The following is a 19,934-nucleotide window of genomic DNA, read 5'->3' as shown; positions in this document are numbered from 1 at the left end:
ATGAGCATTTCAAGGCGGGGATTCATCAAAGCCGCCGGCCTGACCGCAGGATATGCGGCCGTAGGCGGCCCGCTGGCCACCACGGCCCTGGCCGGGGAAACGGATTTGGTAGAGGCCCGGCAGAAGTCTGTTTACCGGGCCGACGCCAAAATGTACAAAATCCGCAAATCCCAGGATAACCCCATGATTCAGAAGCTCTACGATCCAAAGAAAGGGTTTCTGCATGACGGCCCCTGCGGCCACATGTCCCACCACCTGCTCCACACCCATTATATCGACCGGAGCAGACGGATAAAGGCCCTCAAGGAAAAGGGATTTGAACTGAACCTCTAACCATAGCAACACGGGGCCGGCCCTGTCAGGGGCCGGCCCTCTATCTGGAATATCAAACATGATGCCTGTAATCCCGTTTCGCCGCTCCCCCCGCCTGGGACTGCTCTTTGTCCTGGCGGCTGCTCTTTTTCTTCTCTCATCCTCCCTCTCATCCTCCCGGGTGCTTGCCCGGGAAACGGCATCCACCGACACCCAGGGGGGTGTCACCGATCTTGATCCGCTGGTGGTAACGGCCCGGGGACTCCCCCAAACCGCCTCCAGCACCCCGGGAGGTGTGGGGGTGATCCTCTCCCCCGAAATTGACCGGTCCCGGCCGGTCAGCCTCACGGACATCACCCGGCTCATCCCCGGCGTGGAAAAGACCTCGGACTCCCCCTGGGGATCGGATATCAACATCCGGGGATTGAGCCGGAACAGCGTGCTCTTCCTCATCGACGGCTGCAGGGTCAATACGGCCACGGACATCAACGCCCGGTTCGGCCTGATCAACCCCAGCGACATCGAACGGATCGAAGTACTCAAAGGGCCGATTTCCGCCCTTTACGGATGGGGGGCCATGGGCGGGGTGGTCAACGTGATCACCAGAAGGGGGGGGTACGCCCTGGTCCCCCATACCCGGACTGAAATACGGACCGAGGCCGCCACCAATCCCGGGGGCTACGGCGCCTACGGCCTGGGCCTCTACGAAGGCAAAAACACCTGGATCCTCGGCTCCGGCGGATACCGGGATTATGAAGAACGGGAAAGTGCCGGCAGCACCCTTGTCCACAACAGCCAGTTCCGGGATCTCTACGGCCGGCTGGCCGGCGGGCATAGATGGAGTGAAAAAAACGAAACCGAGGTAAACCTTCAGGTCATGGAGGGGCAGAACGTCGGCATCCCCGGCAAGGGCCTGGCCCTGCCCCAGGGACCCGACGCCACCTTTCCCACCACCCGCAGGGTTCTGGGCTCCGCCACCCATACCCTGACCCCGGAAGAAAGCATCCTGACCCAATCAAAAATAAGGCTCTTCTTCCAGGAGGTGGACCGGCGGGTCATTCTGGATGAATTCCCCGCCGCCTCCCCCCTGGTGTCGGTGGCCCCCGGGGCCGACCACGCCACCCTGGGAATCAACTGGACCAGCCATTTCAACATCGGTGACCATACACCGGTGCTGGGCCTGGAGGCCTGGCAGTGGCGGATCGACAACACCCATCGGATCAAAGACTTCAAAAACGGGCTGATTGGAATTGATTCCAGCCTGGGCAACCTCTCCCAGACCGTCGGCGGATTCTTTGCCGAAGATACCTGGTCCCTGTCCGACAGCCTCAGCCTGAACCTGGGGGGCAGGGTGGACGCCACCCGGGTCAAAAGCGACGACCTTTACAATTGGATCTCGCCGCCCTCCCCGGCCATGGCCCTCACCCGGGTCAGGGAGGGAAAAACCGAAGCGGATGCCAGCTTCCAGGGCCAGGCCGGCCTGACCTGGCAGATCGCCCCCCGCTGGTCTGCCACGGCCCTTGCCGCCTTAAGCTTCCGGCCGCCGGACCTCATGGACCGGTTCAAGTATGTGAACCTGGGCGGCGGTATCAGCCTCCACGGCAACCCGGACCTGGAGCCGGAACAGTCCCGTTTTTTTGAAACAGGCCTCCACTTTGTCTCCGGGAAGCTCAGGGTTTCAGGAACCGCCTATTGCAACCGCATCAGGGAAATGATCACGGAACAGCAGGTCAGCGCCTCCCGCATTGAGATGGAAAACGTAGATAACGCCAGAATTTACGGCGCTGAGCTCTCAGGGGAGGTAAGGCTTCTGCCCCAGCTCAAACTCTCAGCCAGCCTGGCATGGGCCCGGGGGGACAACAAAACCACCGGCGAGGCCCTGCCCTATATCGCCCCCCTAAACGCCCGTTCCGACCTGGAGTGGAACCAGGATTTCAGCGGGCTCACCGGCGGATGGTGGGCCAAGCTCTCCCATGAATGGGCCGACGCCCAGGACCGGGTGGGCGGCGGCCAGACCCCGTCTCAAAGCTGGCAGACCCTGGATCTCAAAGCGGGATACAGGTTCCATGCCCTGGGCGCGGACCACGAACTGAGTTTCGGCGTCACCAACCTTTTTGACGAGGATTACAGCAATTTTCTGGCCACATCCCGGGGCATGGCACTCAAGGAGGCAGGCAGAAACTTTTCCTGTTACTACAAGATTGTGTTTTAGCCCCGCAACACAGCGAAGGGGAAAATATGAAAAAAATCATGATCATGGGATTGGGCGATGTGCTCCAGGGGGATCTGGGCGCCGGATGCGCCGTCCTGGAAAAAATGGCTGAAACCGCTTCAGGAGAGGATATTGAGTATGCCTATCTGGCCCTTGATTCCAAATATGCCACCGGCTACATCCTGGGGGCGGACCTGGCCATCATCACCGGTGCCCTGGACCTGTCCGGGGTGCCGGGAACCCTTCACGTCTGGAATCAGAAAATATTTGACCAGCATGTCCAGTGGATGGCCAAATCCTTTCCCATCATCGGCGGCCTGGCATGGGCCCTGTCCCGTGCCAGGATGTGGGAGCAGTTTCCCGGCCGGATGGTCTATCTCTGGATTGATCCCCATGCCACCGAAGGCTACGGGCTTTCCGACCTCATGAACAAAGCCGTAATCCGGGCTGTCTGGCAGATCCACCGGGAAATCTGGAAGGTGCGTCTGGACGGGGCCGGGAAGCCGGCACCCAGATCTCTGACGGCCTGAACCAGGCCGGTCATTTCCTGGGGCCTCAGGACCGGCAGGCGCCCTGCCCTTTCTTTTCAGCCCGCCGGGTTCCCCTGGAGATCCAGTCCAGCAGCCGGGCAAAGGGATTTTTTTTCTTTTTCACAGTTTCAGCCATGGGGCCATTTCCTCAGTTATTTACATCGTAGATCATGAGCAGGTGTCCCTTGTCCAGCTCACGGTATTCCCTGAGTTCAAGATCCATGTCCAGCTCCCGGTTGAACAGGGAAAGGCCGGTGCCGAACAGCTTGGGCACCAGGGTGAGGTGGACCTCGGTGATGAGGTTCTCCCGGGCAAACAGGGAATTGACCAGGGCACCGCCGATGAGGGTCACCCGTTCATACCCCTTTTGTTCAAGGTCCCTTAGAATCTCACCAGGGGCCTGGTCCGTGTAGACCAGGTTGTCGTCATCACTCACCCGGCTTTTGTTCCGGGTCATGACGATATTCAACCGCCCCGGCAGGGGAAAACCGATGGTGTCATAGGTTTTGGAGCCCATGATCATGGCACCGGCCTCACGGGTGACCTGAACGAAATATTTCTTATCGGCCTTTCCGGTCCAGTCCACCAGCTGATTAGAATCCCTGGCGATCATCCCGTCCAGGGTGGTGGCCATGAGCAGAATCACATCCATGTATTTTCCCTTTTCAATCTTGTTTCGGCCATTCCTGTTCTTTCTGCTCGGAAAGATAGCAGAACCGGCTCCAGGTAAATTCCTTTTTCGATATGGGGCAGCGCAGGGTGACCTTATTCTCGGTCACCCCGATAACTTCCCAGTCCCCCGCCCTGGGGGAGGCCTCAATGCGTATTTTCTGCCCCACCTTAAAGGGGTAGGCTTTGAATACGGCGACATCTGCCATGGTATACTCCTTTTTTATTCAGGTTTCAATGGAACCGCCCTCAAGGCGCCGTCCTAAAGGTGCCTTTATCAAGGATCCGCCGCCAGGGGGCCGGTCATTTGAGCCGGCACCACCAGCCGCCGGAATTCCTCCGGTGCCAGGATCCCCAGGTCATCGGCGGCCTGCTCCAGGGTGATCTTCTTTTCATGGGCGTATTTGGCAATCCGGGCGGCCTTGTCATACCCGATATGGGGATTCAAGGCCGTCACCAGCATCAGGGAGTTGTCAAGGTGGCGGCCGATGGTCTCCAAATCCGGTTCAAGCCCCTCAACGCAATGCCGGGCAAAGGAGAGGGCCGCCTCCCCCAGCAGCCGGGCCGACTGCAGAAAATTATAGGCGATCACCGGTTTGAACACATTCAGCTCAAAATGCCCCGAGGCCCCGGCCACGGAGAGGACGGTATCATTTCCCATGACCTGGGCGCAGACCATGGTCAGTGCCTCGGCCTGGGTGGGGTTGACCTTCCCCGGCATGATTGAAGAGCCGGGCTCATTGGCCGGCAAGCGCAGTTCCCCGATCCCGCACCGGGGACCGGACCCCAGCATGCGGATATCGTTGGCGATTTTCATTAGGCTGACGGCCATGGCCCTCAAGGTCCCGTGGGCCGCCACCAGGCCGTCATGGGCGGCCAGGGATTCAAACTTGTTGGGCGATGCAATAAAGGGATGTCCGGTGAGCCGGGCCAGTTCCGCCGCCACGGCCCTGTCAAACCCCTCCGGTGCGTTCAGCCCGGTGCCCACGGCCGTTCCCCCCAGGGCCAGTTCATAAAGCCGGGCAAGGCCGGCCTCAATCTGTGAGATTCCCCGGGAGACCATGGCGGCATACCCGGAGAACTCCTGGCCCAGGGTGATGGGCACCGCATCCATGAAATGGGTCCGCCCGGTTTTGACAATATCCTGCCAGGCCCGGGATTTTTGATCCAGGGCATTGCCCAAAGTGGCAAGCCCGGGAAGGGTTCCCGACTTTAAGGCCATCACCGCAGCCACATGCATGGCACCGGGAAAGGTATCATTGGATGACTGGGAACGGTTCACATGGTCATTGGGATGAATGGCCGGCCGCCCCTGGCCCAGGGTATTTCCCGCCAGCACATGGGCCCGGTTGGAGATCACCTCGTTCACGTTCATATTGGTCTGGGTACCGGATCCCGTCTGCCAGACCTTCAACGGGAAATTATCGTCCAGTTCCCCCCCGATGATTTCATCGCAGACCCTGGTGATCAGTGCGGCGGTCTCCCCGGACAGAAGCCCCATATCCCTGTTGATGGCGGCTGAGGCTTTTTTCACATACCCGAAAGCCCCTATGATTTCCCGGGGCATGGGTTCACCGCCGATGGCGAAATTTTCCAAAGACCGCTGGGTCTGGGCCCCCCAATAGACATGGGCCGGGACCCTCACCTCCCCCATGGTATCCTTTTCCATCCGAGTTTCCATGCCTTACCTCCGCCTGATTTTCATCGTTTGTATTTTAATAAGATAAAACCGCAATGACGGTTATGCAAGAACAGTGAGAGACTCTTTTTGAAAGGAACACGGCCCGGGCCACCGTTCTGCGGCGGTGACCCGGGCCGGATAAGGACCGCTATGGGGTTGCCGGCCGCCCAGGCCGGATCAGAGGATTATCCGGCCAGGACCTGGGCCGAAGCCCCTCTTCCGGCAGGGAGGCGTACTGTCTTTTCCCCGGCAAACAAGGTGTCGGATACAAATTCCGGACTCTTCAGGATATAGATATCTCCATCAATCCACTTATCGTTCTCCAGCCGGATGCCCGTGGAGAGATCGGTTTTCAGGGTAAACCCGTACCTGGCCGCCAGCCTCCGGATATACCGGCGGCTGTGGGCGTAGCGTCCGGAGGAACGGAGCCAGAAGGAATCGCCCTCCCATCGTTCCACTGAAAACGCAAAGAGTGCGCCCGGTTTGGACCGCTGGCGCACGGCCCGGAAGACGGCATCCAGGTCGCCCACGTAGATGAAAACATCCGCGGCCAGAAAAAGATCATAAAGGGTCTGCCGCTTTTCCAGGAATTCGACGATATCCAGGTTATGCAGGTCGTCGTAGACGCCCTTTCTCAAGGCCTGCCCCAGCATCTTGGAAGAAAGATCCACACCGGTGATCCGGGTTGCCCTATCCCAGAAGGCTTCTCCGCACATCCCCGTGCCGCAGCCCAGATCCAGCACATGTTCAAAATGGTTCACTTCCTTGCGGCAGCCGGCCACAGCCTCTTTAAGCTTGGCCGGAACGGTATATTTAAGATGCTTTACCAGTTCCACGTCAAACCCATCTGAATATTGGTCAAAAAGCGGTACCACATATTCCGGAACGGCATTTTTCACCTGTTTCCCGGTCAGGGCGGCAAGAATATGGCGTACCCCCTGGTTTTCCGGTTCAATCTTGAGGATTTCCTCGTAATGGGCCACCGCCTCCTGGGATCGTCCCAGAATATCCAATACGATTCCCAGATTATTGTGGGCCCCTACATTTTTCGGATTGGCCTTTAATGCCTGCCGGTAGGCAGACTCCGCCAGGTGGAGCTTCTGCTGTTTGTGAAAGGTAAGCCCCAGGTTGAAATGGACCTCTGAAATTGTCGGATCAACGGCCAGGATTTCCTGGAACTCGATGGCGGCTTCGGGGAACTTCCCCTGACTCAGATAGGTCAGACCGATATCCAGACGGCAGTCCAGACGGTCCGGCACCAGGGCCAGTTCAGCACCATAGGCGTCGATGGCCTCTTTGAAATACCCCAGTTCCCGGTAGATATCGCCCAGAAAACGGAAGGCCTGGTCCCGTTGAGGATCAATCTGCACCACCCGGACAAAACTGTCGACGGCATCCTTGAGTTTGCCGTCCTGCATCTGCACCTTGCCAAGATTCAGCCAGGCATCAACATAGGTGGACCGAATGGCCAGTGCATTTTGAAAGGAGATAACCGCTTCGGCCCGATTGTCCAGGGAGTGATGAATCAGCCCCAGGCTGTAATGCACTTCTGCAATGCCGGGGCTCAGCCGTTTAAGCGCATTCAGGGCGTAAACGGCCCCTCCGCACTCTCCATTGGAAAAGGCGTTGAGGGCATACTGAAACAACACGGCATTGTATTGATCGTCCCGGCTTGCATTGGCGGCAAGGGAATCGATCTCATTCTTCGTCTGTGCAGAAAGCATTCGTCGGCTCCTCATCATGGGATTTGTGGCAAGCATTTCTTGCCGGTCCCTTATATACAGAGCAACCGGCGTGCCAGACGGAAAGGCGGCGAAGGCGTTTCTCTGAAACCCGTTTATTATTAATACATTACAGGCACATCCCGTTTTTTGTGACAGGGCATAAGGCCCCTCAGGCGGGAAAATTTTTCCCGCCTGAGGGGCTGATAAAAAATGGGCAACGGCAGCGAAAAAAACTTAAACGGCCTTTGACAAAACCACTATCGGACACTCTCATATTTCGGACGAAACCCGTCCCTGGAAAAAACGATCTGCCATAACTGATTCCGCCGGGACCTGAATGACCCCGCACAGACCAGAAGATAATAGGACCACATGCGGAAAAACCGGTGGTCGTAATCGGATTTGATCAGATCCCAGTTTTTTACAAAATTTTTGTACCATGCCATCAGCGTCGGGTCGTAGTCGGGTCCAAAACTGTGCCAGTCCTCCAGAACCATCAATTTTTCCGAGGCCGCTGATATCTGCTGGCTGGACGGCAGCATGGAATTTGGAAAAATGTACCGCCTGATCCAGGGATCGCAGCTTCTCACCGACCGGTTGCCGGCGATGGTATGGAGTAAAAAAAGGCCCTGGGGGGCCAGGCACCGCCTGACGACCTTCATGAAGGTCCGGTAATGCCTTGCCCCGACATGTTCAAACATCCCCACCGAAACAATACGGTCAAACTGCTCTTTCATATCCCGGTAGTCAATCAGAGATATGGTTACCGGCAGGCCCTTGCAGCGCTGCCGGGCCATATTTACCTGTTCCCGGGAAACGGTGATGCCCACAACCTGGACCTGGTAATGTTCGGCCATGTATGCCGCCAGCCCGCCCCAGCCGCAGCCGATATCCAGGACCCGCATGCCGGGGGCCAGGGCGAGTTTCCGGCAGATCAGGTCCATCTTGGCTTCCTGGGCCTGTTCCAGTCCCTGTGCCTCCTTCCAATAGGCACAGGAATAGTTCATCCATTTATCCAGCATTAAAGCGAACAATTCATTGCCCAGATCATAGTGGCGGCGGCCGATATCAAAGGCCCGGAACCGGCCGGGGGAACTGGTCAGGCTGGCCTTGATGCCGTACCACAAGGCTTTAAGGGTTCTCTTGGCCTGCCGGTCTATCCGGACGGCCAGAATCCGCTCGAAAAACAGATCCAGGGCCTCACATTCCCACCACCCGTCCATATAGCTTTCCCCCAGGGCGAGGGAGCCTCCGGCGGCCAGTCTTTTATAGAACGACTCATCCTTTACCCGGATATCCCAGGGATGGTTGCCGTTCACTTCAATATCCGCTAAAGCAAACACATCCCTTACCATTGTTTCAAAAGGTTTCTTTTCCATGACAGCACCTGCCTTTTTTCAAAACCTAAAGATACCGCTTGGGACTGCGGCTGAATACTTGTGGCTGCAAGAGACTGACAGGCCGGCCGCTGGGGCATGAAAATAAAGGACAGCTCAAGTCACCGCCGACCATCTGAAAAGTGATCCATGAGTCTCAAGCCGGGTAATATATTAGCATAGATCCCAATTCAAAACCAAGAGGAAGATTGGATCCGGATGTCAATCAAAATACCGTCAACGGTGGCAAAAAATCACCCCGTGACCTTGCGGTAACCATATACCGGAATCTGGAGTTTGGCAGGGCAATGGACCACCGGGCAGGTCCTGATAAGATCGGTCTTTGGAAGCTTTGGGCGCTTTTTCATGATGGTTTGCTCACGGCACCATTGCTTTGCTGCTTTTTCACTCTCTGTTTCGCCTAATTCAACCGCCTTTTTTCCACAGCAATGAATGTACTCGCAGTACAGTTTAAATTGACCGTCCATGGGTTATCCTTATTATTTCGAGTATTGTTCTAATAATGAATATTATATTTATCCTCCCACCATGTCAACCAGAGGATAAGAGGGTTATGGCTGGATTGATCATATTCATCATCCTCAATCCATACTCCATATATTAATATATTCCTTTAAATTAAAATATTTTATTGACAATCCGGAATTATAAAATGTATATCATTTTTCGAACACCATTCGAAAATAGTATATGGTTCTTAAAATAAATAGTGGTGGAAACATGGGTGTAAAAGAACGACGCAAATTAGAAAAGCAGACACGACGAAATCAAATTTTGGATGCAGCACGGGACCTGTTGTTTTCCCAGGGTATTGAAAAAATCTCCATCAGCAAAATCGCCAAAGAGGCGGAGCTGGGTGTGGGGACCATCTATTTCTACTATAAAAACAAGGAAGATATTTTTACCGCTCTCCAGGAAGAAGGGATCGGGATTCTGTACGACGAAATAAAAAAGATTGCCGCCAACTCCGTGGGGCAGGATCAGAAACTGCGCCATATTGCCCTGGCGTACTTTGATTTTACTGAAACACAAAAAGAATATTTTAACGTTATCAACTACTTTTTGTCCGCATCAAAGGTGTTCTTCCAAAAGGATTTGAAACTGAGGATCGACCTGTCGGCCAGCAGGATTCTGGAAATCATTCAGGAAATCATTATTTCCGGCCAGCAGGACGGGCTTTTTGCGGATGAGGACGCCGAAAAATTTTCCATCATGTTCTGGGGCACCCTGCACGGGCTGCTGCAGTTTAAAAAACTGGAACATACGGCATTGAAGAATCAAAACTACAAGGAGATTTACGATTATAGTGTCACCAAACTAATCCAGGCCATTGTGTTGAAATGACCTTGCCATCAAAAGGAGGACGTGTGAGTTCGTTAAAGGGAAAAACCGCACTGGTCACCGGTGCAGGCAAAAAAACAGGGATCGGGTATGCCATTGCAAAGAAGTTTGCCGCCATGGGCGCCAACGTTGTTATCGCCGATTTCGGAGATGCCAAAGGGTGTGAGGCCGACGTCAAAACCGGCTCCGTATCTGAAATGGAAACCATTGTTGATGAACTGGCCCGCGAATATGCCATAGAAACCCTGGCAGTCAATGTGGATGTGACGGACATGGCGCTTGTCCAGGCCATGGCTGACAAAGTGAAAAACCAATTCGGCCGGGTGGATATTCTATGCAACAACGCCGGCGCGACCTTCGGGGTCCCCAACGGGGTGCATACCTATGATGAGACTGCCTGGCTCAAAACAGTGGACGTCAATCTGCACGGGGTGTTCAGGGTGTCTAAAGCCATTGTCCCGCTGATGCAGGAAAAGGGCGGCGCCATTATCAACACCGCATCCAGGGCCGGCAAGGTACCGCCTCTGTTCAACGGGGCATACGCCGTCTCCAAGGCAGGGGTGATCATGCTGACCAAGGTGATGGCCAGAGAACTCTCAGGCCTTAAGATCAGAGTAAATGCCATCTGCCCGGGGCAGATTATGACCGACCTTGAAAAATGGCGGTTCGGCCTTGAAGCCCAGTTTCTGAACACCACCGTGGAAGAACAGGAACGCAAAATGTGTGAGTCTATTCCCCTCGGCCGGATCGGAACGCCTGCGGAGGTGGCGGATATGGCGGCATTCCTGGCATCGGATCAATCGTCCTATGTGACCGGCCAGGCCCTGAACATCTGCGGCGGCCAGCTCATGGAGCTTTAAAAATGTAAGACAAACCGTTTTTTGGATTCTACAATATATGAAAAAGGAGTGAAGATGGAAACGATTACAGGCGCTGAACTTACGGCAAAGGCGTTAATTGACAGGAAGATCGATTATATTTTCTCTTTGAGCGGGGGGCATATCACCCCCATTTACCAGTATCTTGAAGGATCTGACATCAAAATCTATGACACCCGCCACGAACAGTCTGCCCTGTTTATGGCCGAAGCCTACGGCAAAATGACCCGCAGGGCCGGCGTGGCAATGGTTACGGCCGGCCCGGGGTTCACCAATGCCCTCACCGGGGTGGCCAGTGCCCATTTCTCCAACACCCCCCTGGTCCTGATCGCAGGCTGCGTCGGGCTGGACAACAAGGAAAGGCTTGATCTGCAGGATATGCCCCAGGCAGACGTTATCCGGCCCATGGTCAAAAAGGCCCTGGTCTGCATGAAGGCCGAACGGGTGAACGAATACGTGGACATGGCCTTCAGGATTGCCGAAAGCGGCCGCCCCGGACCGGTTTACCTTGAATTTCCCATTGATGTGCTCAACACCCCTGTGGACCCGGCCGCCGTGCGGAAAACAGCGACCACCGTTGTTTCCAACCCTGCCGATCCGGACAAGGCAAAGGCCCTTCTGGACATGCTCTCGGAGTCCAAAAATCCCCTGGTCATTGCTGGAACGGGCGCCTGGCAGGCCCATGCCGAAGAGGAACTCAAAACCTTTATTGAAGCCACCGGCATTCCGCTTTTTACCAACCTCTCCGGCCGGGGGATCCTGTCCGACGAGCATCCCCTATGTTTTGAAGGCGCCCTGGCGATCCGCCCCGGTGCCGGGTTTGCCGCCTATATCGAAACCGACCTGGTCGTTGTGCTGGGCACCCGGATCTCCCTTTACTACCTGTTCGGGGATATCTTTAACCCGGAAGCCAAAATCGCCCAGGTGGATATCCAGCCCGATGAGATCGGCCGGAACCGGACGGTGGACCTGCCTGTTGTATCCGATATCAAGGGATTCCTTTCGGCCTGCAACGACCATCTGGAAACCGGGTATAAACAATTCAAGGACCAATTCACCCCCTGGGTCGAAAAGCTGAACAAGGCCCATGAGGACGGCAAGGCCCTGTCCCAGAACGACTGGGCATCGGAGAATCTCCCCGTCCACCCCATGCGCCTGGCCCAGGAGGTCAACCAGTTTATGGACGGCGAAGACGATATTGTGATTGCAGACGGCGGGGACACCACCACCTGGCTGGGCATGACACGGACAATGAAAAAGGCGGGGGCCTACCTGGATTACGGGATTTTCGGATCCCTGGCCGTGGGGCTGCCCTATGCCAATACCGCCAAACTGCTGAACCCGGACAAGCGGGTCTGCCTGATGACCGGAGACGGGTCTGTGGGATTCAATTTCATGGAATTTGAAACCGCCATCCGGAAAAACAACCCCATCGTGGTCGTGATTTCCAACGATCTCGGCTGGGGTATGATACGCCATTCACAGGAAATCCGTATCGGCCACGCCATTGAAGACGGCACCTATATCGGCCGGGTGGACTACCATAAGATGGTGGAGGCCATCGGCGGCAAAGGCTACCTGGTGGAAGATCCCAAGGATATACGCCCGGCCCTGGAAGATGCCTTTGCCTCGGGAAAGGTCTGCTGCATCAACGTGATGACCGATCCCACAACGGTGAGCCCGGCCTCCATGGCATTGGCAAACGTAGGGGCCTATAAAGCTTAAAATGTAAATTTTCAAAATGCAGGCGCCCCGGATACGGGGCGAAAGGGGGGAATATGGATCCAGCGGCACTTGACCAGGTTCAATTGAATTTCAACCCGGCGGGCATTGCCATCATCAACGGGGCCATCGGCCTGATGATGCTTGGGGTGGCCATTGAATTACGTTTTGAAGATTTTAAACGAATTATTGCAAGCCCCAAAGCGCCGGCCATAGGGCTTGCGGCCCAGTTCATCCTGTTGCCGGCCTTTACCTTTCTGCTGGTGATGATTTTAAAGCCCTACCCCTCCATTGCGCTGGGCATGATGCTGGTGGCGGCATGCCCCGGGGGAAACCTGTCCAACATCATTACCTACCTGGCCAGGGGGAACAGCGCGGTGTCCATCTCCATGACAGCCGTATCCACCGTGGCCGCCATTTTCATGACACCCTTGAACCTCTCCCTTTGGGGCCGCCTGAACCCGGCCACGGAACCCATCCTGCGCCGGGTCAGCCTTGATCCTGTGGACGTTTTTATCGCCGTATTCCTGATTCTGGGAATTCCCCTGATCCTTGGGATGAGCATCGGCAAATATATGCCGGGCCTTGCCGAAAAGGTGAGAAAACCCTTTAAGATATTTTCCCTGGTCTTTTTCATCCTCATCGTCTGCGGGGCCCTGGCTGCCAACTGGCAGCACTTTTTAAGCTATGTGGGCATTGTGGTCTTCGCCGTGCTTCTTCATAATGCCCTGGCATTGAACATCGGTTACTGGGCCGGCAAATTAATGGGGCTGCCCGAACCCGACTGCAGGGCGGTGTGTGTGGAAGTGGGGATTCAGAATTCCGCCCTGGGCCTGATTCTTGTGTTTAACTTTTTTGACGGCCTGGGGGGAATGGCCATTCTGGTTGCCTGGTGGGGCATCTGGCATATTATTGCCGGGCTTGCCACCGCCTTTTTCTTTGCCAGAATCAAAAAACAGAATTTGGGGGTGACCCGTGCCTAGGCGCTCTTTTGGCGGGAAAACCGTTCTCATCACCGGAGGCGCGTCGGGCATCGGCCTTGCCACGGCCTGGGAATTTGCAGGTGCCGGCGCCAACATCGTTCTGGCAGATATGGACGGCGAAACCCTCGCCCTCAGGCAACAGGAATTTGAATCCAAAAACCATGATGTTCTTGCCCTTGAATGTGATGTCACGGATGAGCATGCCTGCAAACAGACAGTGGAAGAAACCATAAAGCGGTTCGGCTCCATTGATCTTCTGTTCAATAACGCGGGGATCACCCAAAGAAGCCTGTTTGAAGAAACAACGGTTTCGGTGGTGGAAAAGGTCATGGCCGTCAACTTTTTCGGTTCGGTGTATATGACAAAGGCGGCCCTTGCCCATCTGCTGGACAGCCGGGGCAGTATCGTCGTCAACGAATCCATTGCAGGAATTGCCCCCTTGCTCGCCCGTTGCGGATATGCCGCATCCAAACATGCGCTCCACGGTTTTTTCACCTCTCTGCGGTGTGAATTGCGGCATCGGGGGGTCCACGTCATGATCATCTGCCCCGGATTCATCGAGACCAATCTGCAGACCCGCGCCCTGGGCGGCGACGGCAATATAACCCGCCACAAACAGACCCGGATCGGAAAGCAGCAGACGCCCGGGTTCGTCGCCGCCCAGATCAGAAAAGGCGTGGAGAAGGAACGCCCCATGATGGTCTTCACCTTCTTCGGAAAACTGGGATACCTGATTTCACGGTTGAAGCCGACGCTTTATGAACGGCTCATGACACGGCAGTTCAGTTCAGAATTGAAATGAAACCGGAGCAATAAAGTATTAATGGAGGAAAGATAATGAAAATGACCACAGAAGAAGCATTTGTAAAAATATTGCAGATGCATGGTATAGACAACGCCTTCGGTATCATCGGCTCGGCCATGATGCCGGTTTCAGACCTTTTCCCTAAAGCCGGGATCACGTTCTGGGACTGCGGCCATGAAGGCAACGCCGGCATGATGGCAGACGGATTTACCCGCGCTTCCGGCAAAATGTCCATGATGATTGCCCAGAACGGCCCCGGGATCACCAATTTCGTCACGCCTGTAAAAACAGCGTACTGGAACCATACCCCCCTCCTGCTGGTGACCCCCCAGGCCGCCAATATGACCATGGGCCAGGGCGGATTCCAGGAAGTGCCCCAGATGGCCATCTTTGAAGACATGGTGGCCTACCAGGAGGAGGTGCTCCATCCCTCCCGCATGGCTGAGGTGCTGAACCGGGTGATCCTACAGGCCAAACGGGCATCTGCACCCGCCCAGATCAACGTCCCCCGGGACTTCTGGACCCAGGTGATTGATATTGAGCTGCCGGCCGTTGTGGAGTTTGAACGGCCGGCCGGCGGAGAAGCAGCCCTTGCCAGGGCGGCTGAACTGCTCTCCACGGCCAGATTCCCCGTCATCCTAAACGGCGGCGGCGTTGTCATCGGCAATGCCATTGAAGATGCCAAGGCCCTGGCCGAGCGGCTGGATGCCCCGGTCTGCTGCGGCTACCAGCACAACGATGCATTCCCAGGCTCCCATCCCCTGTTTGCAGGCCCCCTGGGATACAACGGGTCCAAGGCCGGCATGGAGCTGATCGCCAAAGCCGACGTTGTCCTGGCCCTGGGCACCCGCCTTAACCCCTTTTCCACCCTGCCCGGTTACGGCATTGATTACTGGCCCAAGGATGCGGCCATCATCCAGGTGGATATCAACCCCGACCGCATCGGCCTGACCAAGCCGGTTACCGTAGGGATTGTGGGCGACGCCAAAAAAGTTGCCAAGGGGATCCTGGCACAGCTTTCCGACACCGCAGGCGATGCCGGCCGTGCAGAGCGCAGGGCCCTGATCGAATCCACCAAGGGAGCCTGGGAATCCGAACTTTCGACCATGGACCATGAACATGACGATCCGGGCACCACCTGGAATGCCCGGGCCCAGGAAGCCGATCCCGAAAAGATCACCTCCCGCATGGCATGGCGGGCCATCAAAAAGGCCCTGCCCCAGGACGCCATTATATCCTCTGACATCGGCAATTCCTGCGCCATTGGCAATGCCTACCCCACCTTCGAAGCCGGCCGCAAATATCTGGCCCCCGGTATGTTCGGCCCCTGCGGATACGGTTTCCCCGCCATCCTGGGCGCCAAAATCGCCCATCCCGATATGCCGGTTGTCGGTTTTGCCGGGGACGGGGCCTTCGGTATATCCATGAACGAAATGACCGCCTGCGGCCGCGACGACTGGCCCGCCATCACCATGATCATCTTCCGCAACTACCACTGGGGCGCCGAAAAGCGGAACACCACCCTCTGGTTCGACGATAATTTCGTGGGCACCGAACTGGACCGCCAGGTCCACTACTCCGAAATCGCCAAAGCCTGCGGCCTTATCGGCGTGAAAGCATGGACCATGGACGAACTGACCCATCAGCTTGACGCCGCCATCAAAACCCAGATGGAAGACGGTAAAACAACATTCATCGAAGTCATGACCAACATGGAATTGGGCGAACCCTTCCGCCGTGACGCCATGAAAAAGCCCGTGTCCGTTGCCGGCATAAATATGGCGGATATGAGGCCCCAGAAAGGCGCCTGATCCCAATCCGAGGAGCCCGTTTATCCAATATCCGGGGGGATGCCATTCTCAGCATCCCCCCCTTCCTTTCCCCCCGAATGTTAAAATGCCCGCCCGGATGACCCGGCTTGACAATAGGTGCATAACAAATTAATCTCATCCAGATGGAAACGATACTATCCAGACGATTTTTTGGGCACCGCTTAAATCACCGGAAAGCGTACCCGATACCCCCAAAAAAATGATCCATAACTGAAGGAGAAATACCGTGGGCACCAACAACCTGATTTTTCTTGAAGTACTTGAATGGCTGGACGATACCGGGGATGCCCTGGTTTACCGCCTGCCGGAAACCGGTTCCGCCGAAATCAAATACGGCGCCCAGCTTACGGTAAGGGAAAGCCAGGCCGCTGTATTCTTCTACAACGGCAAGGCCGTAGGCGCATTCGGGCCCGGCCGCCACACCCTCAAGACCGCCAATATCCCGGTGCTGACCAAGATTGCCAGCCTGCCCTGGGGCATGACCAGCCCCCTGCGGGCCGAAGTCTACTTCACCAACCTCAAGACCTTCACCAACCTTAAATGGGGCACCCGGGACCCGGTGGCTTTCAAGGACAAGGAACTGGGCCTGGTGCGGCTGAGGGCCTTCGGCATATTCAACATGCGCATTGTCCAGCCGGCCCTGTTCATCAACCGCATCGCCGGCACCCAGGGCCTGTTCACCACCGAGGACATCAGCCAGTACCTGAGCCGGGTGGTGGTTTCCCGGTTCAACGACTATATCGGCGAACAGATCACCTCTATCTTTGATCTGCCCGCCCAGTATGATGAACTGGCCCAGGGACTGGCCGAGCGGGTAAAAGAGGACTTTTCACAATTCGGCCTGGCCCTGAGCAACCTTTACATCAATGCCATCACCCCGCCCCCTGAAGTCCAGAAGGCCATTGACGACAAAAGCCGGGTGGAGGTGTTTGACGACATGAACCGGCTCATGCAAATGAAAACAGCCATGGCCATGGAAAAAATTGCCGAAGGAAACGGCGGGCTGGCCTCCGACGGCGCCGGTGCCGGCATGGGCATGGGGGTGGGCATGATGCTGCCCGGGGTATTTGCCCAGGCCATGGGCGGCACCGCCGGGGAAACCACCGCCAAAACCACCTGCCCGGAATGCAAAAGCAAAATCCAGGCGGACGCCAACTTCTGCCCCTCCTGCGGCCACCAGCAGGTGATACTGGACAAGTGCAGCCAATGCGGGAAAAACATCACCCCGGAGACCCGATTCTGCCCCAGGTGCGGCACGGCCTGCGAAAAAGCAACGGACACCAAATTCTGTAAAAAATGCGGGGCGGAAAACCTGAACAACGCGGTGTTCTGCGACCAATGCGGTGAACGCCATTAACTTTTCGGTCGAACATCACTGCCCCTCCTGCGGGGCGCCGGTGTTTCTGGATGAGGCGGACCGGTTCTTTGTCTGCCCCTATTGCCGGGTCAGATCCTGCATTGCCCAGAAAGGATTCGGGCGTTTTTTTCTGGCGCCCCATAAGGATATTCCCCAAGACACAGAGCTTTTGTTCATGCCCTATTGGCGGTTCAAGGGGGTGCAGTACGCCTGCACCCCGTCCGGTGTGGACCACTGGTTCACCGATGTCTCCTGCCTGGCCGCTGCCAATCCCCCGCAAAAGGTGCCCTTTTCCCTGGGCTTCCGCTCCCAGGCCCTTAAACTCAGACGGGTATCGGTGAGGACAAAGGGAAAATTCCTGCGGCCCCGCCCCCTCAGCGACAGCCTGGCCGCCCTTTCCGGCCGGACCAAATCCGTCAGGAATGCATTGATCACCGAAGACATCGGCGAGGCCGTCAGCCTGATATATTCCCCGGTCTACCGGGCAGGGGAACAGCTCTTTGACGGGGTGCTCAACACCCCCCTGGGCAGCGCCGATTCCCTCGGGGAGTATACGGACAAGGACCTTTGCCGGCCGGAAAAGGAAACCCGCATCCTATCCGGGGTATGCCCGGGATGCGGCTGGGACCTTGAAGGGCAGTCCGACTCCCTGGTGCTGCTCTGCAAAAACTGCGACAGCCTCTGGCAGGCCAGGCAGGATGCGCTTGCCCGGATCCGGTTCGGCGAGGCAGGAACCGATACGCCCGAGGATGTGCTCATTCCCTTCTGGAAAATTTCAGCAGAGGTCAGCGGGATGGCGCTGAACACCCGGAAAGACCTCATGGCACTGGCCAATCTTCCCGGCGCCGGTGCCCTGGACCCGGCACCGGATGAACTCCATTTCTGGGCGCCGGCCTTTAAAATCAGGCCCAAGGTGTTTTTGCGCATCTCCCGCCAGGTCACCCTTGCCCAGCCGGTCCCCGGACTAGACCAGAAAATAAGGAAAAACACCCATATGCCCATTACCCTGCCGGCAACCGAGGCCATCCAGAGCATCCGGCTGACCCTGGCCTCCCTGGCCAGGCCCCTGAAGGACCATCTTCCGGTTATTGCCGATGCCCGGATCAAGGCCAGGGCCGTTTCATTGATATTCCTTCCCTTTGCGCCCCATCACCACGAATTCATCCACAGGGAAATGAACCTGGCCATCAATAACAATGTATTAAAACTATCTGGAAATCTTTGAGTCTACCAAGGCCCAGAATGGCCTTGAAAGGGGATTTTATTCTTTGGACGGGGAAACGGCCTCCCAGTGCTCCGAAAAAAAGGGCTGCTTCCATTTGCGGTAGATCTGCGCCAGCCGCCCGGATTGAAAAAGCTGTGACATTTCCCGGTCAAACACCGCTATGAGCCGCCGACTCCGGTCTGTATTGGAAAAAGCCACATAGGCATCGGTCCGCCAGAGCACCTCTTTCTGGTAAAGGCGCATATCGATATTTTTTTCACGGATATACGCATCCAGGTCTATGAGGGCCTCAATATAGAAATCAAACCGGTCCAAATTCAACTGCCGCCATGCCTCTTCATAGGAATCCACCTCATGCTGCAGTGAGAGTTGAACGCTTTTCATTTGACTATCGGTGTGGTAGTTGTATCCCCTCAGCCACACCGCCCGCCTGTAATCCAGGGAATGGATGCCCTGCCAGGATATCTTGGACGCCTTTTTAAAGATGACAGCGGTCTGCTCCACATAAAGGGGGTATGCCGGTGTCAGCAGACGCCGCTTCCGGGCATGGGGCTTCCACGTACAGAGCATGGCGTCGGCATCGGAGCGCGGCGTGGCCAGCATGGCCTGGCACCGCTTCCAGGGAACCAGTTTAAAATCCATATGAATGCCGGCGGGCTCATATACCGCCCTGACAATTTCAAAAAAGAGCCCTGAACCGTCACGGTTGGTCTGCCCGGCCCATTCCGGGGTGACCACATGAATGGTGTCAAGGGCGCGTTCCTCTTCTGCCAAAGCCTCCCCGGCCATGGGCAGCAGCCCCAGGCAGATTGCCCAAATAAACAGGACAGCCCTAATTTTCAACGATTTTTTGATCTGTGCCGCGGCTTTGTTGTTCCCCATCATGCTTCCCTGCATTCAAGCCCGGATACCCCTTGGATGAAAAAGGGGTTTGTTCCCCTAAAAATACGGCATGAACATCATCTCTCTCAATGATGATACTCTTTCCGTCGACCAGGATGGACACCGTATCTTCGGTCAGCGCCAGGACATTGCCCGAAAAAATGTTCCCGTTTTCCAGAACGATTTCGTCGGCCCGAACCATCCCTGCACCGACGATGAGTACAAAAATGATTCCAGCGATATATTGTCTCATTGATTCTCCCCAAATACGCCAGCCATCCTACCACATTCCAGCCTTTTTTTCCATTGCCAAATCATTTTCAAATCTCTGTCCCAGGACCCTCCAAATAAAAAAAACCCGGGCAGTACCCGGGTTTTTTTATA

General features: G+C 56.1%; 19 protein-coding genes. 11 read left to right on the top strand and 8 right to left on the bottom strand.

Translation table 11 applies throughout. The features are described 5' to 3' along the window. Genes HUN04_17240 through HUN04_17230 form a run of 3 tightly spaced genes read left to right on the top strand, consistent with a single transcriptional unit; the run spans position 1 to position 3,054 of the window. Positions 1-333 carry an iron hydrogenase small subunit gene (locus HUN04_17240; protein WDP93327.1) on the top strand — a complete coding sequence of 111 codons (333 nt, stop codon included), beginning with the start codon at positions 1-3 and terminating at the stop codon, positions 331-333. 58 nt (positions 334-391) lie between these two features. After that, entirely contained in the window at positions 392-2,524 is a 2,133-nt protein-coding gene (locus tag HUN04_17235; protein ID WDP91347.1) for a TonB-dependent receptor, read from the top strand. Between the two features lie 26 nt (positions 2,525-2,550). Continuing rightward, a complete protein-coding gene (locus HUN04_17230) occupies positions 2,551-3,054 on the top strand; it encodes a hypothetical protein (GenBank protein WDP91346.1) in 504 nt (167 codons plus the stop codon). 148 nt (positions 3,055-3,202) lie between these two features. On the opposite strand, the gene HUN04_17225 is transcribed toward HUN04_17230, so the two are convergent. The 6 genes from HUN04_17225 to HUN04_17200 all read right to left on the bottom strand — a co-directional run bounded on the left by HUN04_17225 (position 3,203) and on the right by HUN04_17200 (position 8,992). Further along, positions 3,203-3,706 carry a dihydrofolate reductase gene (locus HUN04_17225; protein ID WDP91345.1) on the bottom strand — a complete coding sequence of 168 codons (504 nt, stop codon included), beginning with the start codon at positions 3,704-3,706 and terminating at the stop codon, positions 3,203-3,205. Between the two features lie 13 nt (positions 3,707-3,719). Beyond that, a complete protein-coding gene (locus HUN04_17220) occupies positions 3,720-3,932 on the bottom strand; it encodes a hypothetical protein (GenBank protein ID WDP91344.1) in 213 nt (70 codons plus the stop codon). Positions 3,933-4,000: 68 nt separating this feature from the next. After that, entirely contained in the window at positions 4,001-5,404 is a 1,404-nt protein-coding gene (fumC, locus tag HUN04_17215; GenBank protein WDP91343.1) for a class II fumarate hydratase, read from the bottom strand. A 185-nt stretch (positions 5,405-5,589) separates the two neighbouring features. Continuing rightward, entirely contained in the window at positions 5,590-7,128 is a 1,539-nt protein-coding gene (locus HUN04_17210) for a tetratricopeptide repeat protein (GenBank protein ID WDP91342.1), read from the bottom strand. 257 nt (positions 7,129-7,385) lie between these two features. Beyond that, on the bottom strand, positions 7,386-8,507 hold the full coding sequence (cfa, locus tag HUN04_17205; GenBank protein WDP91341.1) for a cyclopropane fatty acyl phospholipid synthase: 1,122 nt from the start codon (positions 8,505-8,507) through the stop codon (positions 7,386-7,388). A 251-nt stretch (positions 8,508-8,758) separates the two neighbouring features. Next, positions 8,759-8,992 carry a hypothetical protein gene (locus HUN04_17200; protein ID WDP91340.1) on the bottom strand — a complete coding sequence of 78 codons (234 nt, stop codon included), beginning with the start codon at positions 8,990-8,992 and terminating at the stop codon, positions 8,759-8,761. Positions 8,993-9,299: 307 nt separating this feature from the next. Here HUN04_17200 and HUN04_17195 point away from each other — a divergent pair, with 307 nt between their 5' ends. The 8 genes from HUN04_17195 (at position 9,300) to HUN04_17160 (ending at position 18,668) form a co-directional block, all read left to right on the top strand. Next, positions 9,300-9,869, top strand: a complete 570-nt coding sequence (locus tag HUN04_17195; GenBank protein WDP91339.1) for a TetR/AcrR family transcriptional regulator — start codon at positions 9,300-9,302, stop codon at positions 9,867-9,869. Then, the gene (locus HUN04_17190) at positions 9,866-10,726 is read left to right on the top strand and encodes an SDR family oxidoreductase (protein ID WDP91338.1); all 861 of its coding nucleotides are present in this window, start codon (positions 9,866-9,868) and stop codon (positions 10,724-10,726) included. The genes HUN04_17195 and HUN04_17190 overlap by 4 nt, the downstream gene beginning before the upstream one ends. Before the next feature lie 54 nt (positions 10,727-10,780). Continuing rightward, a complete protein-coding gene (locus HUN04_17185; GenBank protein WDP91337.1) occupies positions 10,781-12,469 on the top strand; it encodes a thiamine pyrophosphate-binding protein in 1,689 nt (562 codons plus the stop codon). A 53-nt stretch (positions 12,470-12,522) separates the two neighbouring features. Then, positions 12,523-13,449, top strand: coding sequence for a bile acid:sodium symporter family protein (locus HUN04_17180; GenBank protein ID WDP91336.1), 927 nt, complete (start codon positions 12,523-12,525; stop codon positions 13,447-13,449). Then, positions 13,442-14,251, top strand: coding sequence for an SDR family oxidoreductase (locus tag HUN04_17175; GenBank protein WDP91335.1), 810 nt, complete (start codon positions 13,442-13,444; stop codon positions 14,249-14,251). Before HUN04_17180 ends, HUN04_17175 begins: the two co-directional genes overlap by 8 nt. A 35-nt stretch (positions 14,252-14,286) precedes the next feature. Next, positions 14,287-16,065 (top strand): sulfoacetaldehyde acetyltransferase, encoded by a 1,779-nt coding sequence (gene xsc / locus HUN04_17170; protein ID WDP91334.1) that lies wholly within the window; start codon positions 14,287-14,289, stop codon positions 16,063-16,065. Positions 16,066-16,312: 247 nt separating this feature from the next. Further along, complete coding sequence (locus HUN04_17165; protein ID WDP91333.1) at positions 16,313-17,443, top strand: SPFH domain-containing protein; 1,131 nt, start codon at positions 16,313-16,315, stop codon at positions 17,441-17,443. Beyond that, entirely contained in the window at positions 17,430-18,668 is a 1,239-nt protein-coding gene (locus HUN04_17160) for a hypothetical protein (GenBank protein ID WDP91332.1), read from the top strand. The genes HUN04_17165 and HUN04_17160 overlap by 14 nt, the downstream gene beginning before the upstream one ends. A 36-nt stretch (positions 18,669-18,704) precedes the next feature. Here HUN04_17160 and HUN04_17155 read toward each other — a convergent pair whose 3' ends face one another. Both HUN04_17155 and HUN04_17150 read right to left on the bottom strand, forming a co-directional pair. Further along, positions 18,705-19,553 carry a transporter substrate-binding domain-containing protein gene (locus tag HUN04_17155; protein ID WDP91331.1) on the bottom strand — a complete coding sequence of 283 codons (849 nt, stop codon included), beginning with the start codon at positions 19,551-19,553 and terminating at the stop codon, positions 18,705-18,707. Then, positions 19,501-19,803 (bottom strand): hypothetical protein, encoded by a 303-nt coding sequence (locus tag HUN04_17150; GenBank protein WDP91330.1) that lies wholly within the window; start codon positions 19,801-19,803, stop codon positions 19,501-19,503. Before HUN04_17150 ends, HUN04_17155 begins: the two co-directional genes overlap by 53 nt. Positions 19,804-19,934 lie beyond the last annotated feature (131 nt).

The organism is Desulfobacter sp., assembly GCA_028768525.1.
Lineage (GTDB): Bacteria > Desulfobacterota > Desulfobacteria > Desulfobacterales > Desulfobacteraceae > Desulfobacter.
The sequence above is the reverse complement of the archived record's forward strand: the minus strand, read 5'-3'. Positions and strand labels throughout refer to the sequence as shown.